Source organism: Clostridium sp. AF29-8BH, assembly GCF_003478145.1.
In the GTDB taxonomy this organism is placed as follows: domain Bacteria; phylum Bacillota; class Clostridia; order Lachnospirales; family Lachnospiraceae; genus Otoolea; species Otoolea fessa.
On sequence record NZ_QUEL01000016.1, the window covers coordinates 48,662 to 73,754 of the forward strand.

Genomic DNA, 25,093 nt, shown 5'->3' on the forward strand with positions numbered 1-25,093 from the left:
GGAGAAAGGCAGGAGGATAAATGCACATAAGCTATAAACCCCTCTGGCACACGCTGGTTGAGCGCAACATGAGGAAAGAGGACTTGCGGATTGCCGCCGGTCTTACCACAAATATGATTGCCAACATGGGTAAAGGCAAAAACATCAGCATGGAAACGCTGGTTCGTATCTGCGAAGCCCTGAATTGTGGCATTTTGGATGTAATTGAATTAGAGCAGGACAAAGACGCTGAAAAATTAAATTGACAAGGAAGGCGCTGCGAAATGGACAATAGAGAAAGAATTATCAGACTTTGGTTTGATATGTGGCTTGCAAAAAAAGATTTGGGTATATTTAATGTATTTTCTGATAATGCCGTATATATTGAAAGTTGGGGGCCAGAGTACCACGGCTCCAAGAAAATAAAACTTTGGTTTGAGGAATGGAATACCCGTGGAACTGTCTTGCAATGGGACATCAAGCAATTTTTCCATAAAGGCAATCAAACCATTGTTGAATGGTATTTCAAAAATAAGATGGACGCCGGTAACGTAGAAGCGTTTGATGGAATGTCACTGATAGAATGGACGCCAGATGGCAAGATTGCTCTCTTAAAAGAATTTGGTTGTAACGAAAATCGGTATGACCCTTATAAAGATGGCAATATACCACATTTCAGAGATGAAAATGCAAAGTGGTTTTAACTGGAAATTCAGTTGCTGGAGGTAATTATGCGGAATGGATAATTGGTTTACCATTGAGCAAATAGACCGTGATACATTCTCTATTAGCGAATACAAGCACTGGGAAGAAACACATTGTTATCTATTATGTGGGGAAAAATATGCTATTCTCATTGATACAGGTTTAGGCGTTTCCAACATCAGAAAAATTGTGGACTCTCTGACAAAGCTGCCTGTTATGACAGTTACAACTCATGTTCATTGGGATCACATTGGCGGGCATAAGTATTTTGATAATATCGCCGTACATGAAGCGGAAAAGGACTGGCTATCGGTCAGGTTTCCGATACCATTGCAAGTTGTGAAGAATAATTTGACAAGGCTTCCTTGTGATTTTCCAAGAGATTTTGATATTAACGCTTATCAGATTTTTCAAGGTATCCCACAAAGAATTTTACACGATGGCGATTTTCTAAATTTAGGCGGGCGGGAAATTCAAGTTGTTCACACGCCGGGACATTCTCCCGGACATTGTTGCTTTTACGAACCAGAACGAAACTATTTGTATTCCGGGGATTTGATATACAAGGGAAGCCTGGACGCATTTTACCCAACTACCGACCCGAAGCTATTCTATCAATCTATAAGGCGAATACGGAAATACAATATAAAAAAAGTTCTGCCCGGACACCATCAGTTGGATATTCCCGTTTCTTTGATAGCCGATATTGAAGCCGGATTTGCACAATTAGAGAGAGCCGGAAAACTCAAACAGGGAAATGGATTGTTTAAGTTTCAGGATTTCCAAATTCATATATAATCAAAGCTGCCGTTGCAGGAACAATCATTCCCACAACGGCAGTTTTCATTTCCACGGCCTGCGCCGGAAGTTCATACCGGACTGTTTTATCAGCGGGGATTTCTTGAACAGCTTCTTCAAAAGGCTTCGTTCCTCTTGTGAGAGCCGCTTATATTTAAGCTGAAACGCCTTGCAGAATATCTCCGTGAATTGCTGAACCCTGTCCCCCGGCGATTGCATGGCCTTTTGTACTTCCCGTATCAGTTCATCGGCGGGCGTGGTATCCGGCGCACTTTCACTGTCATTTTCGTGCGCCTTGCGTATGTCGTGGAGAATGGCATCCCATGTTTTGTGCGTCACATGGCAGAAGAAATCTTCTTCCTCTATCTGACAGGCTTCCAATACTTTGATTGCCCGGTCTGCCGTAGCTTCGGGATGTTCTTCCAGTATCATAGCCCGTAAAGCAGCCAGTGAGCTATTTGTGTCATGGAAGTGCATGGTTGCTATCCCGTCCACATAGATTTCTGCGTCTGCCAGCAGTTCCTTGAATTTTTCATGGGAGATAATCTCACACAGCAGCCGGTTGTTGAAGCGTTCACTTTTCAGCAGTTCTACGACTTCATCACTCAAATGTAATTCTTCTATCGGCGTGTTTTCATATTTCCGATTGTTGGTAAGGCCGAGCAGATAGTCAACGGACACCTGATAAAAGTCTGCCAGCTTCAACAGGCTGCCGTGATTGATTTCCTTGTATTCATCGTTGTCGTTTTCATAGCTGCCGAGGGCTGATTTTGAAATGCCGGTTTCCTGCGCCAGTTCTTCCAGATTTAAGCCCCGTTCCACCCGTAAATCTTTCAGGCGTTCCTGTACGGAAATGCGGGTTTTCATAGATACATCGCTCCTTCCTGCGGCTGGCTGCCGCCGTCCATCCCATTATACCATACCCGTTCCGCAATCGTGGAAATTTTCGTTTTTGGGACGGTTTTCCTACTTTGTGGATATACGGGAGAAGGCTCAAAAATGTGCCATAATGGGCTTAGTTCATCGATGGATTATTCCAATCGAATGACCGGCCTGTATGGGATATGCTCCTCGGCGATGTAGCGCAACGACTTGCGGCAGGAAAATGGAGGAACCATGACCGCAACGAGCGTACCAAAGGGAGCGAAACGCCGTTGTGAGAGCCAGGGGCAGGAACGACATCAGGGAGAACCGGCGAAAATGAACACCGAATTGATACCGAAACACAACAATCCGATAGGGCATAGTCTACCCTATCCGTAATACTACGGGGGATTTCCGGGCGGCTCTATGGCCGCTTTTCCCTTGAAAATCGCCCCGAAACACAACACTAAAATCTGTTATCCGTCTATTGCGGCTGTTACGGCTGAAATGGGCGGATTTTTGTTTAAGGAGCACCATGCCGAGAATGCCGAAAAAGAGGAAGCTGGAACTGTCTTTCTTCCTCAATGAACGGGGGCGGGTAACGTACAACGACCTTTGCCGGAAATGCCAGCGTACTTGCAAGCAGAGTTTCCGGGCGGTCATTGTGGACTGCCCCCATTATCTTTCCAAACGCTCAAAACGAAAAGTAAAGGAGGACACCGATTGAATGGAAGTTGAATTTATGACCGCAGACACCCCCTTGCCGCCCTGTATGCCGCTGCCGAGAGCCATGCTGCGGCTCCCGATCAGCAGCACCGCCAAGGTCATGTACGCCCGGATGTTGGATATTGTTTTTGTATCCGGCATAGAGGACACCAATGGGATTTTATTTATCCATTTCCCCATCGTGGAACTGGCGGCGGCACTTGCCCGCAGCACCATGACCGTGAAGCGTTCCCTGAATGAATTGGAGGACGCCGGACTGATACTGCGAGTGCGTCAGGGCTTCGGGGAACCCAACAAGATATATGTACTCATTCCGAAAAAGGAGGACAGCCGCCTATGAATGAAAAGCTGGAAGCACTCAATCAGGAGATAGAGAAAACGGAAAAGAAGCTGCAGAGGGCGCAGCATGAAGAAAAGATATTGGAACACCAGATAAAGACGCTGACACGGAAGGAACGGACGCACCGGCTTTGCACCAGAGCCGCCATGTTGGAAAGCTACCTTCCCCACCCGGAAGCCATCACGGATGAACAGGTCAGTTTGTTCTTGAAGCTGCTGTTCCGGCAGGACAGCACCCGTCAGCTTATGGAAAAAGTGTTCGCCGGAAACGACGATTTTCAGGGAGAGGACGTAGGCCGGAAACGGCCATGATTGCTTCCAGAGCCGCAGCCCGTGGACTGCCCCTCTGAAAGAGGGCGCAACTATACACCGGTCAAGCCGGTGCGTTGCGCCCTGCCGGGGGCTTCCTGCGGAAAGCAGATGATTTCCAGCAGATTTGCAATCAGCTCCATTCCTCACAGGGGACGCTACACTTCCCCTGCGCTGGCTGCGCCAGCTACCCTTTTGTGGACTTGCCGCCCAGAAACAACGTGCTTTGCAAGTCGATAAGAAAACCGTAATAAAAAGAACATTGTAGGTTGTCTATGGATATGCTAAACTTAATTCAAGCACAAGTCATGTACAAACAATTTTAGATAATGGGCGTTAGTCTATAGGAAAAATTAGAGTTAGGAGGAATGAATATGAAAGTAAAAGTAATAGCTATAATGTTGATGTTGTGTTCCATGTTATTATGTGCGTGCTCTACAAACAACACAACTGCAAATGAAAAGAAAGAAGTTGTTGAATCTGCTCAAGAATCAACAATAGCTTCAGAAAGAGAAACTCAATCCATTGAGACGGGTTCTGAAGAACTTGAAACAGTCAAAGTAACCGAAGCTACAGAGGAGTCTTTACCGTTTAAAGTGCAAATTGATAAGCCTGCATTACAAAATGGTAGAGAAAAAGAAACAACTGTAGTTATTACTACTGAAATAGAAGATTGGGAGTATACTGCCTCAGTAGTTAATGGAAAAATATCTAATTATTCTTCCACATCTTTTACTTATACGGTTCCTAAAGATGAAGAAATAAGAGAAGATACACTTACCATTTATTATCCGATTATGAAAATGGTAAACAATACGAATACAGTATTCCCCTTATCTTTTCAAAAATTACTGAACAAATGATACAGGATAATTAAAAACTAAATATCAGCCGCCCGCTCATCGGCAGCATCTAAGCAGGAAATCAGAAACGGTTCCCTGCTTTTTTCATGTCCGGAACCGGGAGAAAGGAGTACGCAGACTTGCCGCCCGGAAACACCTTGCCTTGCAAGCTATTCCCGGTCAGCAAGTTTTATATTAGCTTTTGTTGTTTCTACCGATGTGAAGAAAAAATGATATACTCAAAGAAAAATTTGAAATTAACTATTGACCCTAACGGAGCGTCATAGACTAAAGTGAGTATATCAGGAACAGGAGGTCAACAGCTATGAGGACAGTAAAAGAAATATCAGATTTAACAGGTATCAGCGTTCGCACGCTTCATTACTATGATGAAATCGGGTTGCTAAAGCCGACAGAAAAAAGTGAAGCGGGATACCGGCTTTATGACGATAAGGCACTGGAAACATTACAGCAGATTTTGTTTTTCCGTGAATTTGATATTCCTCTTAAAGAAATCAAAGCTGTCATAGAAAATCCAGTTCTTGAAAAAAACCAGATTCTGCAAATGCAGAGAAAAATGCTGGTGGCAAAGAAAGAACGCATGGAGCGTCTGATTACCAGTATTGACAGGATTTTGAAAGGAGATAACACAATGGATTTTGAAGTATTTAGCAAAACTGAATTAGAGGATATGTACAACTCTATGGCAGCTAATATGAGCGAGGAACAGAAAGCTATTTTTATTGAGCATTATGGCAGTATGGAGGAATGGAAGAAAAAATTCCTTGAAGATGCTTCTACCGAAGCCGTTCAGAAAAATTTCCAGAAGATTGTGGAGTGGTATGGCAGCAAAGATAAGGCACTGGAAGCGTCTAAAAATCCGGGAAATACTGAAAGCTTTCCGGTTTATCAAAAACGGCTGGGAGAGATTATTCAGACATTGGCAGGAAAGAAAGGTCAGGATATAAATTCTCCAGAAGTGAAAGAATTAGTTGGAGAATACGATTTCTTGACAAAGCAGATGTTCCAACTGCCAGATGCTACTTCTATGGTGATGGAAATAGCTACTGCCTATCGTACAAACAAGGAAATTCAAACGGCACAGGATAGCGTTTATGGGGAAGGCACTACGGAGTTTATTGGACAGGCAATGGAAGCCTTTTACCAGAATAAATGATTTGTAACAATCAAATACCAGCCGCCCACCGGCGGCACACCTAAGCAGGAAATCAGAAACGGTTCCCTGCTTTTTTCATGCTCGGAACCGGGAGAAAGGAGAACGCAGACTTGCCATGTCCACACTATGACATCAACATCATTCAGCGCAGCAACCGCCAGTCAGCCGTTGCCGCCGCAGCCTACCAAAGCGGAGAACGGCTGTTTTCGGAATATGATGGGGAACAGAAATACTATTCCAACAAGAGCGAAATCGTTCACAAGGAAATCATGCTGCCGCCCCATGCCCCGCAGTCATATGCAGACCGCAACACCCTATGGAACGCCGCCGAAGCCATTGAGAAACAATGGAATTCCCAGCTTGCCCGCAGAATCGTGCTTGCCATACCGAGGGAAATCCCCCCGGGGCAGCACGCTGATCTGCTTCGGGACTACTGCCGGGAGTTTTTTGTTTCCAAAGGCATGATTGCCGATTTTGCCATTCACGACAAAGGGGACGGCAATCCCCATGCCCATATCCTTTTAACCATGCGGGCAATGGACGAAACCGGCAGATGGCTTCCCAAGTCCCGGAAGGTCTATGACCTTGACGAAAACGGGGAGCGAATCCGGCTTCCCTCCGGCAACTGGAAAAGCCATAAGGAGGACACCGTAGACTGGAACGACCAGACCAAAGCGGAACTCTGGCGGCAGGGCTGGGCAGACACTTCCAACCGCTATCTGGAAGCCAACGCCCTACCGGAACGCCTTGACCTTCGCTCCTACGCCCGGCAGGGCATTGATAAAATCCCCACCGTCCACATGGGGGCTGCGGTCAGCCACATGGAGAAACAGGGAATACCGACCAACATCGGAAACCTAAACCGGGATATTAAAGCTGCCAACGCCATTATGCAGTCTATCCGGCAGATGGTACGCAGCTTAAAGGGCTGGCTTGCCGACCTGAAAGAAAAGAAGCAGACTGTCCTTGCGGCGCTGGAAGAAAAGCGGGAACCCACCCTGCCGGAACTGCTTTCCCGGTATCTGGATTTGCGGAGTGGAGAACGCTCCGGCTGGACTTCTAAGGGGAAGTTAAAAGGAACGGTTTCTGATTTTAACAAAGTCATGGAAGCCCTTGACTTCCTGCGGCAGAAAGAGATTTCCACCGTGGCGAGCCTTGACACCTATCTGGATAAGGTCAGCGAAACAGCCGTTTCTATCCGGGCAGAGATGAAGCCGAAGGAAAAGCGTATCCGGGAGATTGATACCCTGCTTTCCCATATCGAAAACTTTGAAGCCGGGAAGCCGGTTCATGCCGAGTATGCCGCTATCCGATGGAAGAAACCAAAGGAACAGTTTGCCACCGCCCACCGGGAGGAACTGGACGCTTACTATGCCGCTGTTCGCTATTTCAAAGCCCATTTGGAGGGAAAACGGTACAACCCCAAGAAGCTGACAGAGGAAAAGGGACAGCTTACCGAGGAAGTGGCTTCCCATAAGGCGGCACTGGAAGCGGTTCAGGCTGATGTGCGGATTTTAAGGGACGTGCGGCACTGGCTGAATCAGGTCTTACCGTCCGACCAGTACCGACAGACCGCCGAACCGGGCAAAAAGAAATCCACCATCGGGGAACTGAAAGGACGGGAACAGAGAATCCGGGAGGAACGGGCAGAGAAGAAGCTGCCGCCCCGGACACAGAAACAACAGGATATGGAACACTAAGCGTCTGCATTTTCAACCGGGAATGTCAGGCGCTTTTTCTATGCAGACGAAAGGAGGGCTGCACATGAATGTATTTGAAGCCGTGAAGCAGTCTGTCACCGCAAGACAGGCTGTAGAGCATTATGGAATCCGTGTGGGGAGGAACGGGATGGTGTGCTGCCCCTTCCATGAGGACAGAACCCCCAGCATGAAGGCAGACCGCCGCTATCACTGTTTCGGCTGTCAGGCAGATGGGGACGTGATTGACTTTGTTTCCCGGCTGGAAGGAATCCCGGCAAAGGAAGCCGCCCTGCGGCTGGCAGCGGATTTTTCCATTCCCTATGAGGACAGGGAGCCGCCGAACAGAAGCCGGAGCCGCCCCAAGATACCGCAGGAATCCCCGGAGCAGCAATTCCGGCGCATGGAGCGCCACTGTTTCCGGGTACTGTCCGACTACTATCATTTACTGCGCCGATGGGAACGGGACTATGCCCCCAAGACCCCGGAGGACGCATGGAACCCTTTGTTTGTGGAAGCCTTGCAGAACAAATCCCATGTGGAATATCTGCTGGACGTGCTGCTGTTTTCGGATATGCAGGAACGGGCTTTCCTTGTTATCGAATACGGAGAGGAAGTGAGGAACCTTGAACGGAGAATGGCAGACCTTGCCGCCAGAGATACGGCAGGCTGTAACCGACACCATAGAAGCCGCCCCGCCGCCCCGGAGCGTTGAGGAAGTAAAATCCATGCTGGAAACCACAGAAAAAGGTGGCTTCCGCAACAGTATCAAGAACTGCCTGACCGTGTTCCGGTATGACCCGCTGCTTTCCGGGGCGGTTGCCAAGAACCTGCTGACCGAGCGCACCGACATGATGAAGCCCATCGGACACCGGCGGGCGTTTGGGAAGTCCATGACCGACATGGACATGAAATATATCCGGCTCTATCTGGAAGAAACCTATGGGCTGACAAGCGAGAAAAAGATAGCGGACGCCGCCGACCTTGCCGCCAATGAGAACAGCTACCACCCAATCCGGGACTATCTAAGCCGCCTGACATGGGACGGGACAGAGCGAATCCGCTTTTGTCTGCGGCGCTTTCTAGGAGCCGGTGCAGATGAATATACCATCAGGCATTGCGGCTGTTCCTTCTGGGAGCCATTCACCGGGTATTCTCCCCCGGCTGCAAGTTTGAAGTCATGCTCTGTCTGGTGGGCGGTCAGGGAGCCGGGAAGTCCACCTTTTTCCGGCTGCTGGCTGTGAGGGACGAGTGGTTTTCCGATGACCTTAGAAAGCTGGACGATGACAACGTATACCGCAAGCTGCAAGGGCACTGGATTATCGAAATGTCAGAGATGATTGCCACCGCAAACGCCAAGAGCATTGAGGAAATCAAGTCTTTTTTAAGCCGCCAGAAGGAGGTCTACAAGATACCCTATGAAACCCACCCGGCAGACCGCCCCCGTCAATGCGTGTTCGGCGGCACGTCCAACGCCCCGGACTTCCTGCCCCTTGACCGTTCCGGCAACCGGCGTTTCCTGCCGGTCATGGTAAACCCGGAACAGGCGGAGGTTCACATTTTGGAGGACGAAGCTGCTTCCAGAACCTATCTGGAACAGGTATGGGCGGAAGCAATGGAGCTTTACCGCACCGGAGACGTGAAGCTGTCCTTCTCCCCGGAGATGACCGCCTACCTCAAAGAACATCAGCGGGAATTTATGCCAGAGGACACCAAAGCCGGAATGATTCAGGCATACCTTGACCGTTTTACCGGCGAAGCGGTCTGTTCCAAACAGCTATACAAGGAAGCCTTAAACCACCCCTTTGACGAGCCGAAGCAATGGGAAATCCGGGAAATCAATGACATCATGCACCACTGTATGACCGGCTGGAAGTATTTTTCCAATCCCCGAATGTTCCCGGAGTACGGCAGACAAAAGGGCTGGGAACGGGAAACTCCGGCAACGGACAGCGGCAACGGAGCCGGAAAAACCCCGGAGGGATTCGTGGAGGTCACAGAGCAGATAGAACTTCCCTTCTGAAAAAATCTGCCCCAAAGCTATCCCGTTGTCGGCTTTGTTGCTATCCCGTTGCCGAGCCGGTTGCCGGGGAAAATCCCGTAACTGCGGGCTTTTCTCCCCTCTGACAACCAAAACAACCGAAAAAGAAAAGAAAATATAAATAATAACGTAACCGCCAGACAGAGATGATTTGCAAGGTTTTTTGAAGCCCGTTGCCGGACTTCGTTGCCGCCCTCTCCATGTCTGGCTATTTTCATGTATGGAGGTAAATGCCTATGGCGAAAAACAAAACAGAGATTCATGTAACTGCCGTATTTGATGGCGAACTGGACGCTACGGACGTATTTGTGAGCCTGATTGCACAGAGGTACGGAGGAAAAGACAAGCGGAATAATCTTGCGAAAACACAAGAAATAGAGTATAATAAAGATACGGTTCAGAAAACCGATGTACCGTCTGGATTGTGCGGGTAACGGTTATGATGAACAGTTATGAATACACAGGCATGGACGAGGTGCTGGCTGGCGGCTTCCGGGCTGCCATCTACTGCCGGTTAAGTAAAGACGATGACCTTGACGGGGAGAGCGCCAGCATTGCAAACCAGCGGGATATGCTGGAAAACTACTGCAAGCGGCAGGGATGGGAGGTTACAGCGGTCTATCAGGACGATGGCTACACGGGGCTTAACATGGAGCGTCCCGACCTGAAACGGATGTTAAAAGCCATTGAGCGCAGACAGGTAAACCTTGTTATCACGAAAGACCTTTCCCGTCTGGGAAGGAACTACTTGCAGACTGGGACGCTGATTGAGGATTTCTTCCCCCGGCATGGAGTACGCTATATCGCAATGAATGACGGTATCGACACCCTGCGGGAGAATAACGACATTGCGCCTTTCAAAAATATCCTGAATGAGATGTACAGCAAGGATATTTCCAAGAAGGTACATTCCTCTTATCTCCTGAAAGCCCAGAAGGGGAAGTTTACCGGCTGCATTGCCCCCTTCGGCTACCGCAAAGACCCGGAGGACAAAAACCATCTGTTGGTGGACGAGGAAACTGCCCCCATTGTCCGGCTGATTTTCAGTTGGGCGCTCAATGGACACGGCCCCAACTATATCCGGCGCAGGCTGGAAGAACAGAAAATCCCCTGCCCGACATGGTGGAACCGGGAACGTGGCTTCCGCAATGTCCGTACCAAGTGGGAGAAGCAAGACCCGGAGAACGGCAGGTATATGTGGGATTTCTCCGTCATTAAAGACATTTTGATGAATCCCGTCTACACCGGGGCAATCGCTTCCCAGAAAACGGACTACCGCTTCAAAATCGGAACTATCCGGGAGAAAAAGCCGGAGGACTGGATTGTGGTGGAGGGACAGCATGAGCCGCTGGTTGACAAAAAGAGTTTTGACATTGTGCAGGAAAAGCTAAAATCCCGCCAGCGTCCGAGGAACACCGGGGAAATCAGCCTGTTTGCAGGGCTTATCAAATGCGGCGAGTGCGGGAAGTCCCTGACCGTCCGTATGACAAACGACAAGCACCCGAAGCAGATTTACTCCTGCAAGACCTACAATGCCTATGGGAAGAACCATTGCAGCCAGCACCGGATAGACCTTGACACGCTTTCCACCCTTGTCCTCCACAAAATCCGGGAGTGCGCCAATGCCGCACTGGTAGACGGGGAAGCGGTGGCTGACCGGCTCTCCGATTCCTGCAAAGCCCAGCAAAAGGGACAGCGGGAAGCGCTGGAACGCTCCCTTGCCAAAGACGAGGAACGGATTGAGGTTCTGGAAAAGCTGGTTATGCGGCTGTATGAGGATATGGTTGCCGGACGTGTCAGCGAAACCAACTTCCAACTCCTGATGGAAAAGACCCAGAAGGAGCAAAAGGAACTAAAGGAACGGGTAGACAAAACAAGGAAGCTGCTGCATGATGAAATCCAGCTTGCCGATGACGCACAGCAATGGATAGAATCCATTCAGGCGTACAGGGACATCACCGAACTGGACGCAGCCACCTTGAACCGCCTGATTAAAGAAATCATCGTCCACGAATCCATAGACGATGATAAGACAAGACACATTTCTATCGAAATTCATTTTAATCTCAAACCCCTCCCGGAAGTGGAACAGGTCACAGCCTGACCTGTCCCCGCCGGGGCGGTTCTTAACAACTCCATATATTTCTTGACACGCCGCCGCCCGCCGATGGCTGTTGTTACACCTAATTAGGTATGAACCCTATGGTTTCCGGCAATTTCAAAAGCCAATGAAATCAAGGGGAAATGGATATGTTCCAGCTAATTAGGCATAACACAGCTCATGGCTGGCGGCGGTGTCGTTCTGATCGGCCTTCAGCTTATCCCTCTGCTGTCCGGTCTGTTCAGCTAAGTGTCACCCGTTGTCCCTTTTTCCAGAAGGAGCTGATGTATGGACTTTATCATCGACGCAATCGTTGAATGGCTGAAAGGTCTGCTCGTCGATGGTATCATGGGAAATCTGGACGGCCTTTTCGATAACGTCAATCAGAGCGTTGGCGAGATCGCCACACAGGTCGGCACGACCCCGGCGGACTGGAACGCCGGGGTCTTTTCCATGATACGACAGATCTCTGAAACTGCCATCCTGCCAATCGCCGGGGTCATCCTCACTTTTGTAATGACCTATGAGCTGATACAGATGCTCATAGAACGCAACAACCTCCATGAAGTTGACACATGGATGTTTTTTAAGTGGGTGTTCAAAACCTTTGTGGCTGTGATGATCCTGACGAATACCTTCAATATCGTGCTGGCGGTCTTTGATGTGAGCCAGCATGTGATACAGCAGTCAGCGGGCATTATCCAGAACGGGACAGAGATCACGCCGGATGTGCTGGACAGTCTACGGACAGAACTTGAAGCGATGGAGTTGGGTCCTCTGTTCGGACTCTGGCTACAATCCTTCCTGATCCAGCTTACCATGATTGCCTTAAATATCGTGATCTTCGTCATCGTATATGGCCGTATGACTGAAATCTATTTACTCACAAGTTTAGCGCCTATCCCGTTTGCCACAGTCCCCAACAGGGAAACCGGACACATGGGGCAGAACTATTTCCGCTCCCTCTTTGCGGTGGGCTTTCAAGGTCTGTTGATCTTAGTCTGTGTCGCAATCTATGCGGTGCTGATCCAGAGTATCGCCACCGACGGCGACCCCATCGGGGCGATCTGGGGCTGCGTGGGATATACGGTGCTGCTGTGTTTTACCTTATTCAAAACAGGCAGTCTTGCAAAATCCATCTTCGGCTGCCATTAAGAGACTTCGGGCCATGCTGACCCGAAGCGGAAAGGAGGATCATGCCGAAAGAAAAATTTTCGATAATCTATGCAGATCCACCGTGGCGGTATGAGCAGAAAAACAGGCAGGGATCAGCAGAGCTTCATTATCCCACTATGAGTATTGAAGAAATTTGTTCCCTTCCAGTGGCCGACTTGGCTGCAAAAGACAGCGTTTTGTTTCTGTGGGCAACATTCCCACAACTGCCGGAAGCCTTAAAGGTCATTAAAGCATGGGGCTTTTCTTATCGTTCTGTGGCTTTTGTATGGATAAAGAGGAACCGGCGCTCCTACTCATGGTTTTACGGTCTGGGGTATTGGACCAGAGGCAATGCAGAAATTTGTCTTTTAGCAGTAAAAGGACATCCGAAGCGTAAGTCTACCGGTGTTCACCAGCTATTGTTTCCCCGATAGAGCGCCACAGTAAAAAGCCGGACGAGGCCAGGCGGAAAATTGTAGAACTGATGGGCGATATACCACGAGTGGAATTGTTCGCCAGAGAAAAAAAGCCCGGATGGGACGTGTGGGGAAACGAAGTTGAAAGCACTGTAAACTTGTAACAGCTTCGGGTCATGCTGACCCGAAGCGGAAAGGAGAAATCCATGCAGGAAAAAAATGCGGGCGGAACACCAGCTGCCCCTATAAAGCTGGATGTAAGCGTGCGGGTCATCGAACCTGTGAAAAACCTCATGGGCTTTGCCAGCGTGAAATTCAATGACTGCTTTGTGGTGGAAAATCTGAAAATCGTACAGGGCAGCAAGGGGCTCTTTCTTGGGATGCCCAGCCAGCCAGACGGCAAAGGCGGCTACCGGGATATGGCCTACCCTGTCACAAAGGAGTTCCGGGAACAGCTCAACACCGCTGTTCTGCAAGCCTATGAGGCAAAGCTGGAACAGATGGCGGAGCGTGGCTCTGTGGGGCGTGCATCCATCAGCGACCAGCTCAAAGCCGGAAAAGCGGCTGCCGAACAGGCAAAGGCAGAACGGCCTCCGAAGGAAAAGCCCAGCCGCAGCGCAGAGCGTTGACCTCGGGCCATGCTGGCCCGAAGCAGAAAGGAGGCGGGAACCATGCCACGCAAACGGACGGGCTATGACGCGGCCTGCTATTACGACGGAAAACTGCTGGGCCGCTGTACCAAAGCGGACAGCGATGCCTATACCCTGTTGATGAACGCCTGCGGCGGGGAGGCCGCCCGTGTCCTGCGGGAATACGCCTACTTTTCCCCGGAACTTCGCGCCATATTGGAAAAGGCGGCGCTCATGCAGGCGGACCGGAGCCGGACGGGCGGAATGTTCCATGCGCCGAAAAGTTCCCCGTGGGGTGATGTGCAGAGCTGTGAAACCCTCTGTCCAGGGGTGTTTCTGGTATCTACCGCCAGCCACGGCGGAACGATGGTGGCAAACGAGGTAGCCGCCGTCCTCTCCCCAGCAGCGAAAAAGTGCGGCTTCAAGGATAAGGGCTATATCTGCTATGAGGAGGACGCGCAGGAAAGTGTGGTGCTCCGGGAACTGTTGGACAAAAAGCTGTGGAACATACCTGACCGCATTAAGGACAAAGGGCAGTTTGAAGAAAACCTCAACCAGTCCATCCGGCAGTATAATCCCGAATACTGGCGGGCAAGGCAGAGCGGACGTAAGGCCGCCGAAGCCGCCCGCAGTACAGCCCCGGCCAAAGAGGCCGCAAGATGACCTCGGGCCATGCTGGCCCGAAGCAGTAAAGGAGGTGTACCCAAATGGCCTATGTGCCAGTACCAAAAGACCTTTCCAAAATTAAGACAAAGCTGGCCTTCAATCTGACGAAGCGCCAGCTTGTTTGTTTTTCCGGCGCAGCGGCGGTGGGGCTCCCGGCCTACCTGCTTTCCCGTGACAGTATCGGGAACAGCGCCGCCATGTTCCTAATGATCGGCCTCATGCTCCCGTTCTTCTTTCTGGCTATGTATGAGCGGGACGGCCTGCCATTGGAAAAAGTGCTGAAAAACATCATCCGCACCCGGTTCCTCTATCCCCGGGTGCGGCCTTACAAAACCGAAAACTTCTATGCGCTGCTTAGCGCCAGAAAGGAGGCGCAGCCGATTGCAAAACAGCAGAAGGGCCGGAAAGCCCGCAGGCAGAAAGCCTGAAAAGCAGGGCCTTACCGGCCTGTTCACAAAGGGAAAGAACATTCCCACCACCGCCCAGCAGACCCTCCCTTACCGGGAAATGTACCGGGATGGGGTGTGCCGGGTAACGGACCGCTATTACACCAAAACCATTGAATACGAGGACATCAACTACCAGCTCGCACAGTCCGAAGATCAGGCGGCCATCTTTGACGGGTGGAGCGCCTGCCTCAACTACTTTGACAGCAGCCTTCCGTTCCAGCTTTCCTTCCTCAACCACCGAAGCCGCCCGGGCAGCCGGTACAGCGTGAACATCCCCATGCAGGATGACGATTACAACAGCGTCCGGTGTGAGTATGTGGAAATGCTGGAAAACCAGATCGCCAAAAGCAACAACGGCATTGTCCGCACAAAGCTCCTGACCTCGGCGTGAACGTGGACGACCTTTCCACCGCCAGGGCAAGGCTGGAACGTGTAGAGGCGGACATTTGCGGGAACTTCAAAAAGCTGGGCGTCAAGTGCCGCTCCCTTTCAGGGCTGGAACGGCTGGAGCTTCTTCACGGGCAGCTCCACCCCGGCAGCGGCTCCCCCTTCCGGTTTTCATGGGATATGATCCCCAAAACCGGGCTTTCCACCAAAGACTTTATCGCCCCGGACAGTTTCGATTTTCGTTTCAGCCGACTGTTCCGGGTGGGGACGACTTGGGGCGCTGCCTCCTACTTGCAGATTTTGGCCTCGGAGCTCTCGGACAAGCTGCTGGCGGAGCTTTTGGAAATGGATGCGGAAATGACCATCACCCTCCATATCCAGACCGTTGATCAGGCCGCCGCCGTAAAATCCATCAAGGCCAAAGTCTCCGACATTGACAAGATGAAGGTGGAGGAACAAAAGAAGGCAGCCCGGTCAGGGTACGACATGGACATACTTCCGCCCGACCTCGTAACATACAGCAACGACGCAAAGACCCTTCTGGAAGATTTACAGAGCCGGAATGAAAGAATGTTCCTGCTGACCTTCCTTGTGGTAAACATGGCTCCGACCCGCCGGGAGCTGGACAATGACCTGTTCACGGTGTCCGGTATCGTCCAGAAATACAACTGCACCTTGAAGCGGCTGGACTTCCAGCAGGAGGACGGTTTTCTTTCCAGCCTTCCGCTGGGCCATAACGGCATTGAGATCAAGCGCGGCATGACGACCAGCTCCACGGCCATTTTCGTTCCCTTTATGACGCAGGAGCTCCGCATGGATGGCGAAGCCGTCTATTACGGGCTCAACGCACTTTCCCATAACGTCATCATGGCGAACCGGAAAAAGCTCAAAAACCCCAACGGCCTGTTCCTCGGCGTGCCTGGCTCCGGCAAATCCTTTGCCGCAAAGCGGGAGCTTGTGAATGTGTTCCTTGCCACAAAAGACCGCATTATCGTGGTGGACCCGATGGGCGAATATTCGCCCCTTATCAGGCGGCTGGGCGGACAGGTCATCGAGATCGCCCCGGACAGCCCCCACCACATCAATCCGATGGACATTGATTTGAGCTTCGACGAGGAAAACCCGATGGCGCTGAAAGCCGACTTTATCCTGTCGCTGATGGAGCTGATCGTTGGCGGCAAGGACGGCTTGCAGCCGGTGGAGCGTACCGTCATTGACCGCTGTGTGCGCCAGATGTACCGGGAACACTTGCAGGACCCGGAAACAAGCAAAATGCCGACCCTCCAAACCCTGTATGACCTGCTCTGTTCCCAGCCGGAGGGCGAGGCGGTGCGGCTGGCGACGGCTCTTGAAATCTATGTGTCCGGTTCCCTTAACGTGTTCAACCATGAAACCAACGTGGACTTAAACCGCCGTCTGGTATGCCTTGACTTAAAAAAGCTGGGAGCCGGGCTTCGGACGATTGCCATGCTCATTATGCAGGACTTGGTAAACTCGCAGGTGTCCATGAATTTCCTCCGCGGTATCGCTACATGGTGCTACTTTGACGAATTTCATGTGCTGCTCCGTGACCGTCTGACGGCAAGCTATTGTGTAGCGATCTGGAAAATGCTGCGGAAAAAAGGGTGCGTTCCGAGTGCTTTAACGCAGAACGTAAAGGATTTTCTGGCAAGCCCGGAGATCGAGAACATCTTTGAAAACTCGGACTTCCTTGTGCTGCTCTCGCAGGCACAGGGGGACCGGCAGATTTTAGCCAAACAGCTTGGGATCAGCCCCCACCAGCTTTCCTATGTGACCCATACCAATTCCGGCGAAGGGCTGCTGTTCTTCGGGAACACCACCATCCCGTTTGTTGACCGCTTCCCGCAGAACACCGAGCTGTACGCCATTATGACCACCCGCCCGGAGGACAAAAAACAGGAAATGAACCGGGCATAACACACTTCGGGCCATGCTGGCCCGAGGTTTGGAAAGGAGGGATACATCATCGGAAAGAAACCGGACAAACGGAGTTTTCAAAGGCCGGGGCCGACGGAGGATACCGGGGGCAATCGCCCCGGACCGGCGGAACGGGAAGGGCCTTCCCCTGCACCATCCCGACGCCTGCGGTTTGAGGACGAGGATACCGGGCAGGACAGCCCTTCGGGCCACGATGGCCCGAAGTCCAAAAGCGGCAAGTTTCAAGAGGACAGCCGCAAAAGCCGTCCCTCTGACCGCATGAGGCAGGAGGATGAAGCGGGCGGGCCGCAGGATACCAGCAAGGCACAGGAGCCGGAGGCTCCGCAGAGAATGCCGGGAGCAAAAAGGACAAGTACCAGAAAGCACAGGCAAAAGCGGAACACGCCGGGAAAAAGCTGGGAAAGGCTCGGGAGAAACTGGACAAGACCGAGGCAAAACGGGCAGCGAAGAAACCGCCGGGGCTTGCAAAAAAGGCAGTCCGGGGAGCCCGTACAGAAGCATGGTTCTATGTCCACAACAAGATCCACGAAGTCGAGCATGAAAATGTGGGTGTGGAAGGAGCCCATAAGTCGGAACTTGTGGCCGAGGCCGGAGCCCGGAAACTGACCCGGTATGCCAAACGCCGCTGGCAGGAACACCCGGCCCGGAAGGTGGCAAAGTGGGAACGGAAGGACATAAAAGCCCGGGCCAATATGGATTTTCAGAAGATGGCCTCCGAGCACCCGGAGCTTGCCAGCAATCCGCTTTCCCGTGTGCAGCAGAAATGGAAACTGAAACGCCGGTATTCCAAAGAAGCAAAGGCGGCTGCAAAACAGGGCGCAAAGGCCGCAAAGAAAACCGCTGCCGCTTCGGGAACTGCGACCCGGCGGGCGGCGCAGTTTGTGACCCGTCATCCCGTGGCGGTGCTGGTCCTGCTCCTGCTGTTGCTGCTCTGTTTTCTTGTGTCGGCGGTAAGCTCCATCTTCCCCACGCTTGGCAGCGGCCTTGCCAATGCGTTATCCGGCACCTCCTACGCCTCGGAGGATACGGACCTGCTGGGCGTAGACGAGGACTACACGGCGCTGGAAAACGAGCTGGCGCAGACGGTGGCAAACATCGAAAGCACCCATCCCGGCTATGACGAGTACCGCTATTCCGTGGACGAGATCGGCCATAACCCCTATGAGCTGGCGTCCTATCTCTCGGCAAAGTACCATGTGTATTTCCGGGAACAGGTGCAGGACGAGCTGCGGGAGATCTTTGAGGCACAGTATGAACTGACCTTGACGGAGGAAGTCGAGATACGCTACCGCACCGAAACCAGCACCGACCCGGAGACAGGGGAAACCACCACCGAGGAAGTCCCCTATGAGTATTACATCTTAAATGTGACCCTCACAAACAAGACGCTGCCTGCCGTGATCCTGCCGAGGCTTAACGAACAGCAGCGGGAAATCTACACCGTTATGCAGCAGCTCAAAGGCAACAAGCCCTATCTGTGGGAAGGGATTTACAACGGCGGCGAAGATACCGGCCCCAGCTATGAGATACCCGGCGAGGCGCTGGATGACCCGGCTTTTGCGGCGCTCATGGAAGAAGCCACAAAGTATATCGGCTGGCCCTATGTGTGGGGCGGCTCCAGCCCGTCCACCTCCTTTGACTGTTCGGGCTTTGTCTGCTGGGTGTACACGGCCAGCGGCGTCCACAACCTGCCCCGTACCACGGCGCAGGGCATTTACAACCAGTGCGCTATCATTTCTCCCTCCGAGGCAAAGCCCGGCGACATTATCTTTTTCACGGGAACCTATGACAGCCCCGGCCCTGTGTCCCATGTGGGGATTTATGTGGGCGACGGGATGATGCTTCATTGTGGTTCGCCCATCCAATACGCAAACATCAATTCAAGCTACTGGCAGACACATTTCTATGCCTTCGGGCGTTTGTGAGCCAGAGGAAAGGAGTCCTTGCATGAACAAGATCGACAAGCTCGATAAGGAACTGGAAAAAGCCCGGGAGAAGGCAGCCGAGTGGCAGGCCAAAATCCGGGAGCTGGAAAAGCAGAAACAGGAGGAAGAAAACAGCCAGATCGTGCAGGCGGTGCGCTCGCTCAAACTGACCCCCGCCCAGCTTATGGCTTTTTTGAATGACCCCAAAAACAGCCTTACCGCTTCGGGCCATACTGACCCGAAGCCGGAGGCACCCGAAAAGGAGGACACAGCCCATGAAGAAAACTAAATACCGCAGGCTGGCGGCGATGGCTGCCAGCCTTTTGTGTTGCCTGATCTTTACGGTCCCGGCCTACGCCCAGAGCAGCGAGCCGCAGCCGGAGACAGCTCCCGCCCCGGTGGAAACCGAAGCGGAGCCGGAAACCCAGAACCCCTTTACCCCGGACGGGACGGGAACCGTGGTGGACAACGCCACCGACGAGGACGGTAAAGAGTTCTACACCATCACCACCGCAGACGAGAGCGTGTTTTATCTGGTGATCGACAAACAGAAAACCAGCGAGAACGTCTATTTCCTCAATACCGTTACCACAGACGACCTTCTGCCTCTTGCCGAACAGGGTAAGGAACCGCCCCAAGAAGTGACCCCGGAGCCAGAGCCAAAGCCCACCGAACCTGTGGAGGAAGTACCGGAACCCGAGCCGGAGAAAAAGGACAGCCCCCTTCTCTCTCTGCTCCTGATCGGTGCGGTGGTGCTGGCCGGCGGTGGGATTGGTTACTATTTCAAGATTTACAAGCCGAAGCATGAGGCCCCGGATTTGGAGGATGATTACTGCGAATATGAGGACGGGGAGCTGGAGGAGATCGCAGAGGAACCCGAGGACGAAGATACCCCGCCGTGGGAGGAAGATACGGAGGAATGAGAATGAATTTTACAAGCAGCCCTTTTGAACGAATGATGAAGGAAGTACCGCACCCCGGCTGGGACAATGACGATCCTTGTAAGGGATGCCGTTACTACAAGGAGTGCAAAGGAAAGAAAAAACAGTGCCGGAAGAAGTTCCGGGCGCTGATCGTGGAGCCCCGCCCTTCGGGCCATCGTGGCCCGAAGTCATAAATGGACGCCCGGGAGCTGACCCGTGACGAGAAGAAGAAAATCCGCACTCTGGTCACGGGGATGTGCGCCAACTATGACCGGGAAAGCGGCCTGTGCCTTCCTCTTGACTGTGCCTGCTATATGCTGCACAAGTGCTGGACAGGGGCGTACTGCCGTTATTTCCGTGAGGCTGTCCTGCCTCTTAACCCGGAGCTTCAAGCGTCGCTGACAACGGAAGGCATCTCCCCGGAGCTGCGGGCCTGTGCGGTCTGCGGAAAGGCGTTTTTGCCCGAGGGGCGTCAAGCCTACTGTTCCGACGCCTGCAAGGCCGAAGGGAACCGCCGGAAAAGCCGGGAACGCATGAGGAAAATGCGGGAGAAAAGGCCGGGCGGCTGTTACGATTTGCCGCCTCCAAAGGCTTGACATTCCGGGCTTTTTTGAGGGTGTTTCCGGGGTGGGAATATCTTATTACATTCCTCCCCGGTCTGCCCTCTTATTTCGTAACATCCAGCACTTCGGGTCATGTTGGCCCGAGGCACAGAAAGGAGGGATCTCTTGGAGACAGTACAAGGATATGTGATTTTGAAAGCTGCCACCTTTGAAACTGGACACGGCTTTGCGCTTGGGCATAATCCGGGAGCGCCGAGCCCCTTTGTGACCTGGCAGTTTACCGAGGGGGAAAACGGCCATCGGGATTACTACTGGGGCCGCTATGGAAACAGCCAGGCATGGGCGCAGCGGGATTTTGACCGCCGGGTGGACGATTATCAGCAGCTTTACCATGCGGCGGTCAAGCATACCGAGCTGGGACCGGAAGGCGTTTACCGCTATTATTCCACCCAGCGGCCCGTGGACATAGGAACTTACCCGAAGCCGCCGGATAACCAGCCTCTTTCCATTGTCAACTACGACGATGACAGGCGGCGTCCTGTGGCAGACGGCAGGCTGATGGCATGGGGCGAACTGACCTACACAAAGCCGCTGACCGAAAAGCAAATGGAGGATTATGAACTGAAACCAGCACCGGGCAATCCTGACCGGGTGCGCTCATCCATTACCGCCCGGCTCAAAGAAGGAACCAGAGGGCAGGAACCCCCGAAGGAGCCCGGCCAGAAGCGGAGCCATAAAAACCATGAGGAACGATAAAGGAGGATCGCCATGCACGAAAAAGACAACTATCTGAAAACCGCCGAGCTCTCCACGGAGCAGAACTGCAACATGATTGACGGCGTACCCAACAACACGCCCATCCAACCCACGCCCCCGGAGCTGGACGCAAAACCGCTGGATAAGGTAAAGGAACCCAAAAAGCGCCGGAAAGGCCGGGAGCTGGAACGATGATGGAGAACCGCAAGCGGAATGTCCATCTGCACGTCATGGTAACGCCGGACGAGCTGGCAGCCATCCATGAACGGATGCCGAGGCGGGCATTTCCAACGCCGGGGCCTATGTACGGAAAATGGCTCTGAACGGGTATATCCTGCACATCGACCTTGCGCCCGTAAAAGAATTGATCTCTCTGCAACGGCGCTGTTCCAACAATCTCAATCAGGTCGCCGTACACGCACACACCTATGGCGTGTACCCGGAGGAAATCGACGGATTGAAGCGGGACTATGAAAAGCTGTGGGGCGAGGTGTCAAAAGTGCTGCGGGAGCTTTCCGAGCTGGTGGCAAAGTAAGACGAGGGCGGCAGGCTTCCGTTGTGGGGCTTGCCGCCCTGCTCTTTTTTTACCACTTCGGGCCAGCATGACCCGAAGCCCGTCATAAAAAATTCAGATTTTCAAGATTGTAGAACCAGCTCTATAATGATATAATAATTCAAGAAGGGAGGCTGATACCATGCTGAAAATGGTTATTCGCATGAATGATGATAAAATCACAGCCGAAAATAAGTACCGGCTGGATGGCATTTACAACACAATCAATCATACATTCCAAACCGTGGGCCTTCCCCGTATGGAGGATGGTTCCGGCGCTTTGGTATTCCGTGACTGCGGCAGAGCGAGGGATTTTAGTCTGTTCGGCCGGATCGTCAATACCTTGAAGCGGCAGACATGGTTCATGGATAATGTTTCTGTGTGGCGTCTTTGTGACAGTGACGATTCTGACAGTCCAGATGATTTCAATGAAGAAGATCTGTTGACCCACTATCAGGAAAAAACAGCAATGAGGGCTTGAGTTTTGGAGAGAAAATATTTCAAAGCCTTAAATTTTGATCTGGACACCCATCAATTAAAAGAGCATTACCCCGGAGCCAATTACCGGCAGGCGTATGACGACTTGCGCCGGTTCTTCAAACGGCATCGTTTTTCTCACCGTCAAGGCTCCGGCTACATATCGGATGATAAGCTGGCAACTGCTGATATATACGACTTGATGGATGAATTAAGCAGACAGTTTCCGTGGATTGGAATATGCGTGAATAAAATTGATGTGACCAACGTGGGACGGCAGCACGATTTGACAGAGCTCTTGAAACCAGCAGAGGATATTGTTATCGACACTTCGCTGCTGACAGTTCCCGATTGCCCGCAGCAGGAAACAGAATAGCAGAAATTTGGCAGGACATGAATGTGTCCTGCTTTTTCTGTTTTCGGGCCATCATGGCCCGAAGGTTTGGGACAGGATTCACTAATCTTTCGCAACATTTATGTCCCCGGGCAGGCATGATAAAATAGAGGTAGGAAGGATAGATAAAGGAGGTTTTGGAGATGAAGATACTGCTGAAAATATTGGTTGCTCCCTTTGCTTTAGCGTTGTCCCTTCTGGCGGCTCTGCTGGTATTCCTGTTTGATATTTGTGCCGTCCTGCTGACGATTGCCTCTGTGATTCTGGTGGTGCTGGGTGTCGCTCTCTTTTTCACGCCGACGCCCATAGGCGGGATTGTATTTCTGTTTCTCGCTTTCCTTCTTTCGCCGTATGGACTGCAAGCGGCGGCGGGCTCCCTTCTTTGGGCGCTGGACGGAGGCAAATCCGCTCTGTACCGGTTTCTGGCAAGTTAAACAGCCTCGGGCCATGTTGGCCCGAAGTCGGGGCGGTCTGGATGGGCCGCCCTTTTCTCATGGAAAGGAGGGATGATTTCTGGCTACCACACTTTGTTGCAGCGCCATGCGGGCGAAGGCGAAACGATTGCCGAGGCAATCCGGGATTGTCTGGACTATGGCAAGGACCCGGAGAAAACAGAAAGAGGAAAGTATATCTCCGCTTATGAATGTGATCCGGCCACCGTGGCGGACGAGTTCCTTTTGGCAAAAGCCAGCTATGCCGCTATGACGGGCCGGGAACAGAAAAAAGAAAATGATGTGCTGTGCTATCAGATACGACAATCCTTCTATCCGGGCGAGATCACCCCGAAGGAGGCGAACCGTATCGGCTATGAGCTGGCTATGCGCTGGACAAAGGGGCGGCACGCTTTTATCGTTACCACGCACACCGATAAGCAGCACATCCATTGTCACATTTATTACAACTCCACCACCCTTGACTGCACCCGGAAATTCCGAAACTTTTGGGGCTCCAGCTTCGCCCTCCGGCGGCTCTCTGACAGGCTGTGCCTTGAAAACGGGCTGTCCATTGTAGAGAACCCGAAGCCCCGGAGCAAGGGCAAGTATCGGAATTATGGAGAATGGCAGAAAGAACGAAAAGGGCCGCTTTCCTATCAGGACAGACTGCGCCTTGCCATTGATACTGCGCTGGCGGAACGCCCCGCTGATCTGGACGAATTTCTCAATCTGATGAAGCGGGCCGGATATGAGGTCAAGACGGTTCGGGGCGGCGGTATCAGTTTCCGGCTGACCGGGCAGGGACAGGAACGCTTTACCCGTCTGCGGGCTTCCACGCTGGGAGACGGCTACGACTTGCAAGATGTTCTGTCTGCCATTGAGGGCAAAGAAAAACGCCCCGGGCGCTCGGAACGGAAAATCAGTCTGGCGGTGGATATTCAAGCAAAGCTGGCTGCCGGTAAGGGGCCTGGATATGAACGCTGGGCGAAGGTATTTAACATTAAGCAGATGGCCGCCGCTCTTGCCTATATACAGGACAATAACCTGACCGATTATGAGCAGTTGGCGCAGAAAGCCACCGAGGCGGCAGACCGTTTCCATGCTATTTCCGAGCAGGTCAAGCAGACGGAACAGGCTATGAAAACCAATGCCGGGCTAAAGGCTGCAACGGTTCAGTATGCCAAAACCCGCCCAGTCTTTGAGCAGTATAAGGCGACGAAGTACAGCAGGAAATTCCTTGCGGAGCATGAGGCCGACCTTGAACTGTACCGGGTTGCACAAGCGGAAATGCGCTCTCTGCTGGGCGGGGCAAAGCTCCCCAAAATGGATGTGCTGAAGGAAGAAGGCCGTAAGCTCACAGCAAAGAAAAAACAGCTCTATGGAGAATACCAGAAGGCACGACGGGATATGCAGGAGATCGTCACAATCAAGGCGAACATTGACACTCTGATGGGCTACACCGAGCCGGGAAGAAAGCAGGAAAAGGAGCGTTAAGGTTATGAAAATAAGGAGCAAAGCGACGCTGACACTTCGGGCCATGTTGGCCCGAAGATATGGGTTTGGGGCGAGCCCCAACAAGCAGCCTTTGTGCCACTTGTGGCCACAGAGGCATTGCTTGCCATTTAGCTATTTAGCAATATACTGCAAAAAAGATTATTGAGTTTATACAACATCTATTGTTTTACGCAATACCTCCTTAAAATATCTATATTAAGAAAATTCGCCACAAATTTTCGGTGATTTATCAATCGCTTTTCGAGTTTTTATATGTTTATGCAAAAAGAATGATATTTTTTTATATCAACAAGTTCTCTTTCTTTTTATCGTTT

Annotated in this window: 28 protein-coding genes and 6 pseudogenes; 33 read left to right on the forward strand and 1 reads right to left on the reverse strand. The window is 51.9% G+C overall.

The annotated features are described in order from the left end of the window. Positions 1 to 20 precede the first annotated feature (20 nt). The 3 genes from DWZ16_RS10245 to DWZ16_RS10255 are packed head-to-tail and all read left to right on the forward strand — an operon-like array spanning position 21 to position 1,482. Positions 21 to 245: a helix-turn-helix domain-containing protein gene (locus DWZ16_RS10245; RefSeq protein WP_015540949.1), complete on the forward strand. Its 225-nt coding sequence runs from the start codon at positions 21 to 23 to the stop codon at positions 243 to 245. A gap of 18 nt (positions 246 to 263) precedes the next feature. Beyond that, complete coding sequence (locus DWZ16_RS10250) at positions 264 to 683, forward strand: nuclear transport factor 2 family protein (protein WP_015540950.1); 420 nt, start codon at positions 264 to 266, stop codon at positions 681 to 683. Positions 684 to 717: 34 nt separating this feature from the next. Further along, entirely contained in the window at positions 718 to 1,482 is a 765-nt protein-coding gene (locus DWZ16_RS10255; RefSeq protein WP_015540951.1) for an MBL fold metallo-hydrolase, read from the forward strand. Positions 1,483 to 1,527: 45 nt separating this feature from the next. Here the strand turns inward: DWZ16_RS10255 and DWZ16_RS10260 are convergent, their stop codons facing one another. Then, on the reverse strand, positions 1,528 to 2,349 hold the full coding sequence (locus DWZ16_RS10260) for a helix-turn-helix domain-containing protein (RefSeq protein ID WP_118522736.1): 822 nt from the start codon (positions 2,347 to 2,349) through the stop codon (positions 1,528 to 1,530). Between the two features lie 249 nt (positions 2,350 to 2,598). Here DWZ16_RS10260 and DWZ16_RS15485 point away from each other — a divergent pair, with 249 nt between their 5' ends. The 30 genes and pseudogenes from DWZ16_RS15485 (at position 2,599) to DWZ16_RS10420 (ending at position 24,758) form a co-directional block, all read left to right on the forward strand. Continuing rightward, complete coding sequence (locus DWZ16_RS15485) at positions 2,599 to 2,745, forward strand: hypothetical protein (protein WP_157908598.1); 147 nt, start codon at positions 2,599 to 2,601, stop codon at positions 2,743 to 2,745. Between the two features lie 136 nt (positions 2,746 to 2,881). Then, complete coding sequence (locus DWZ16_RS15490) at positions 2,882 to 3,073, forward strand: hypothetical protein (RefSeq protein ID WP_172455309.1); 192 nt, start codon at positions 2,882 to 2,884, stop codon at positions 3,071 to 3,073. Then, complete coding sequence (locus tag DWZ16_RS10275; RefSeq protein WP_025579728.1) at positions 3,074 to 3,412, forward strand: DeoR family transcriptional regulator; 339 nt, start codon at positions 3,074 to 3,076, stop codon at positions 3,410 to 3,412. Further along, on the forward strand, positions 3,409 to 3,723 hold the full coding sequence (locus DWZ16_RS10280; protein ID WP_118522737.1) for a DUF3847 domain-containing protein: 315 nt from the start codon (positions 3,409 to 3,411) through the stop codon (positions 3,721 to 3,723). Before DWZ16_RS10275 ends, DWZ16_RS10280 begins: the two co-directional genes overlap by 4 nt. 371 nt (positions 3,724 to 4,094) lie before the next feature. Then, positions 4,095 to 4,583 (forward strand): hypothetical protein, encoded by a 489-nt coding sequence (locus DWZ16_RS10285; protein WP_118522738.1) that lies wholly within the window; start codon positions 4,095 to 4,097, stop codon positions 4,581 to 4,583. Between the two features lie 304 nt (positions 4,584 to 4,887). Continuing rightward, on the forward strand, positions 4,888 to 5,739 hold the full coding sequence (locus DWZ16_RS10290) for a MerR family transcriptional regulator (RefSeq protein ID WP_117472630.1): 852 nt from the start codon (positions 4,888 to 4,890) through the stop codon (positions 5,737 to 5,739). A 110-nt stretch (positions 5,740 to 5,849) separates the two neighbouring features. Next, positions 5,850 to 7,439 (forward strand): MobQ family relaxase, encoded by a 1,590-nt coding sequence (gene mobQ, locus DWZ16_RS10295; RefSeq protein ID WP_117472648.1) that lies wholly within the window; start codon positions 5,850 to 5,852, stop codon positions 7,437 to 7,439. Between the two features lie 64 nt (positions 7,440 to 7,503). Next, positions 7,504 to 8,151, forward strand: a complete 648-nt coding sequence (locus tag DWZ16_RS10300; protein WP_181968568.1) for a CHC2 zinc finger domain-containing protein — start codon at positions 7,504 to 7,506, stop codon at positions 8,149 to 8,151. 13 nt (positions 8,152 to 8,164) lie between these two features. After that, a pseudogene (locus DWZ16_RS10305) lies at positions 8,165 to 9,459 on the forward strand (virulence-associated E family protein). 254 nt (positions 9,460 to 9,713) lie between these two features. After that, positions 9,714 to 9,911 (forward strand): hypothetical protein, encoded by a 198-nt coding sequence (locus DWZ16_RS10315; protein ID WP_117472622.1) that lies wholly within the window; start codon positions 9,714 to 9,716, stop codon positions 9,909 to 9,911. Positions 9,912 to 9,916: 5 nt separating this feature from the next. Further along, entirely contained in the window at positions 9,917 to 11,581 is a 1,665-nt protein-coding gene (locus tag DWZ16_RS10320; RefSeq protein ID WP_117472618.1) for a recombinase family protein, read from the forward strand. A 162-nt stretch (positions 11,582 to 11,743) separates the two neighbouring features. After that, a pseudogene (locus DWZ16_RS10325) lies at positions 11,744 to 11,827 on the forward strand (Maff2 family protein); the annotation flags it as partial. Positions 11,828 to 11,866: 39 nt separating this feature from the next. After that, complete coding sequence (locus tag DWZ16_RS10330; protein WP_009901636.1) at positions 11,867 to 12,733, forward strand: VirB6/TrbL-like conjugal transfer protein, CD1112 family; 867 nt, start codon at positions 11,867 to 11,869, stop codon at positions 12,731 to 12,733. Positions 12,734 to 12,774: 41 nt separating this feature from the next. Next, a pseudogene (locus tag DWZ16_RS10335) lies at positions 12,775 to 13,313 on the forward strand (MT-A70 family methyltransferase). Positions 13,314 to 13,355: 42 nt separating this feature from the next. Further along, positions 13,356 to 13,778: a SpoVG family protein gene (locus DWZ16_RS10340; RefSeq protein ID WP_227589684.1), complete on the forward strand. Its 423-nt coding sequence runs from the start codon at positions 13,356 to 13,358 to the stop codon at positions 13,776 to 13,778. A 9-nt stretch (positions 13,779 to 13,787) separates the two neighbouring features. Continuing rightward, complete coding sequence (locus DWZ16_RS10345) at positions 13,788 to 14,441, forward strand: DUF7007 domain-containing protein (RefSeq protein ID WP_107001178.1); 654 nt, start codon at positions 13,788 to 13,790, stop codon at positions 14,439 to 14,441. A gap of 44 nt (positions 14,442 to 14,485) precedes the next feature. After that, a complete protein-coding gene (locus DWZ16_RS10350) occupies positions 14,486 to 14,872 on the forward strand; it encodes a PrgI family protein (protein WP_016306500.1) in 387 nt (128 codons plus the stop codon). Between the two features lie 79 nt (positions 14,873 to 14,951). Beyond that, positions 14,952 to 17,218 (forward strand): annotated as a pseudogene (locus tag DWZ16_RS10355) (DUF87 domain-containing protein). Positions 17,219 to 17,497: 279 nt separating this feature from the next. Further along, positions 17,498 to 19,164 (forward strand): annotated as a pseudogene (locus DWZ16_RS10365) (NlpC/P60 family protein). Positions 19,165 to 19,186: 22 nt separating this feature from the next. Then, on the forward strand, positions 19,187 to 19,453 hold the full coding sequence (locus DWZ16_RS10370; RefSeq protein WP_005927622.1) for a DUF4315 family protein: 267 nt from the start codon (positions 19,187 to 19,189) through the stop codon (positions 19,451 to 19,453). Beyond that, positions 19,440 to 20,087 carry a DUF4366 domain-containing protein gene (locus DWZ16_RS10375; protein WP_107001175.1) on the forward strand — a complete coding sequence of 216 codons (648 nt, stop codon included), beginning with the start codon at positions 19,440 to 19,442 and terminating at the stop codon, positions 20,085 to 20,087. The genes DWZ16_RS10370 and DWZ16_RS10375 overlap by 14 nt, the downstream gene beginning before the upstream one ends. Next, on the forward strand, positions 20,084 to 20,281 hold the full coding sequence (locus DWZ16_RS10380; RefSeq protein ID WP_005927616.1) for a hypothetical protein: 198 nt from the start codon (positions 20,084 to 20,086) through the stop codon (positions 20,279 to 20,281). The genes DWZ16_RS10375 and DWZ16_RS10380 overlap by 4 nt, the downstream gene beginning before the upstream one ends. Beyond that, the gene (locus tag DWZ16_RS10385; protein WP_050005650.1) at positions 20,282 to 20,683 is read left to right on the forward strand and encodes a cysteine-rich VLP protein; all 402 of its coding nucleotides are present in this window, start codon (positions 20,282 to 20,284) and stop codon (positions 20,681 to 20,683) included. 132 nt (positions 20,684 to 20,815) lie between these two features. Continuing rightward, a complete protein-coding gene (locus DWZ16_RS10390; protein ID WP_227589686.1) occupies positions 20,816 to 21,406 on the forward strand; it encodes a hypothetical protein in 591 nt (196 codons plus the stop codon). 12 nt (positions 21,407 to 21,418) lie between these two features. Next, positions 21,419 to 21,601, forward strand: coding sequence for a DUF4316 domain-containing protein (locus DWZ16_RS10395; RefSeq protein WP_107001173.1), 183 nt, complete (start codon positions 21,419 to 21,421; stop codon positions 21,599 to 21,601). Beyond that, positions 21,601 to 21,941, forward strand: a pseudogene (mobC, locus tag DWZ16_RS10400) (plasmid mobilization relaxosome protein MobC). Before DWZ16_RS10395 ends, mobC begins: the two are co-directional and overlap by 1 nt. 160 nt (positions 21,942 to 22,101) lie before the next feature. Then, entirely contained in the window at positions 22,102 to 22,440 is a 339-nt protein-coding gene (locus DWZ16_RS10405) for a hypothetical protein (protein ID WP_016306492.1), read from the forward strand. 3 nt (positions 22,441 to 22,443) lie between these two features. Then, positions 22,444 to 22,812, forward strand: a complete 369-nt coding sequence (vapD, locus tag DWZ16_RS10410; RefSeq protein WP_016306491.1) for a VapD family protein — start codon at positions 22,444 to 22,446, stop codon at positions 22,810 to 22,812. Between the two features lie 161 nt (positions 22,813 to 22,973). After that, positions 22,974 to 23,264 carry a CD1845 family protein gene (locus DWZ16_RS10415; RefSeq protein ID WP_023042378.1) on the forward strand — a complete coding sequence of 97 codons (291 nt, stop codon included), beginning with the start codon at positions 22,974 to 22,976 and terminating at the stop codon, positions 23,262 to 23,264. Between the two features lie 72 nt (positions 23,265 to 23,336). Beyond that, complete coding sequence (locus DWZ16_RS10420; RefSeq protein WP_118522739.1) at positions 23,337 to 24,758, forward strand: relaxase/mobilization nuclease domain-containing protein; 1,422 nt, start codon at positions 23,337 to 23,339, stop codon at positions 24,756 to 24,758. Positions 24,759 to 25,093: the final 335 nt, after the last annotated feature.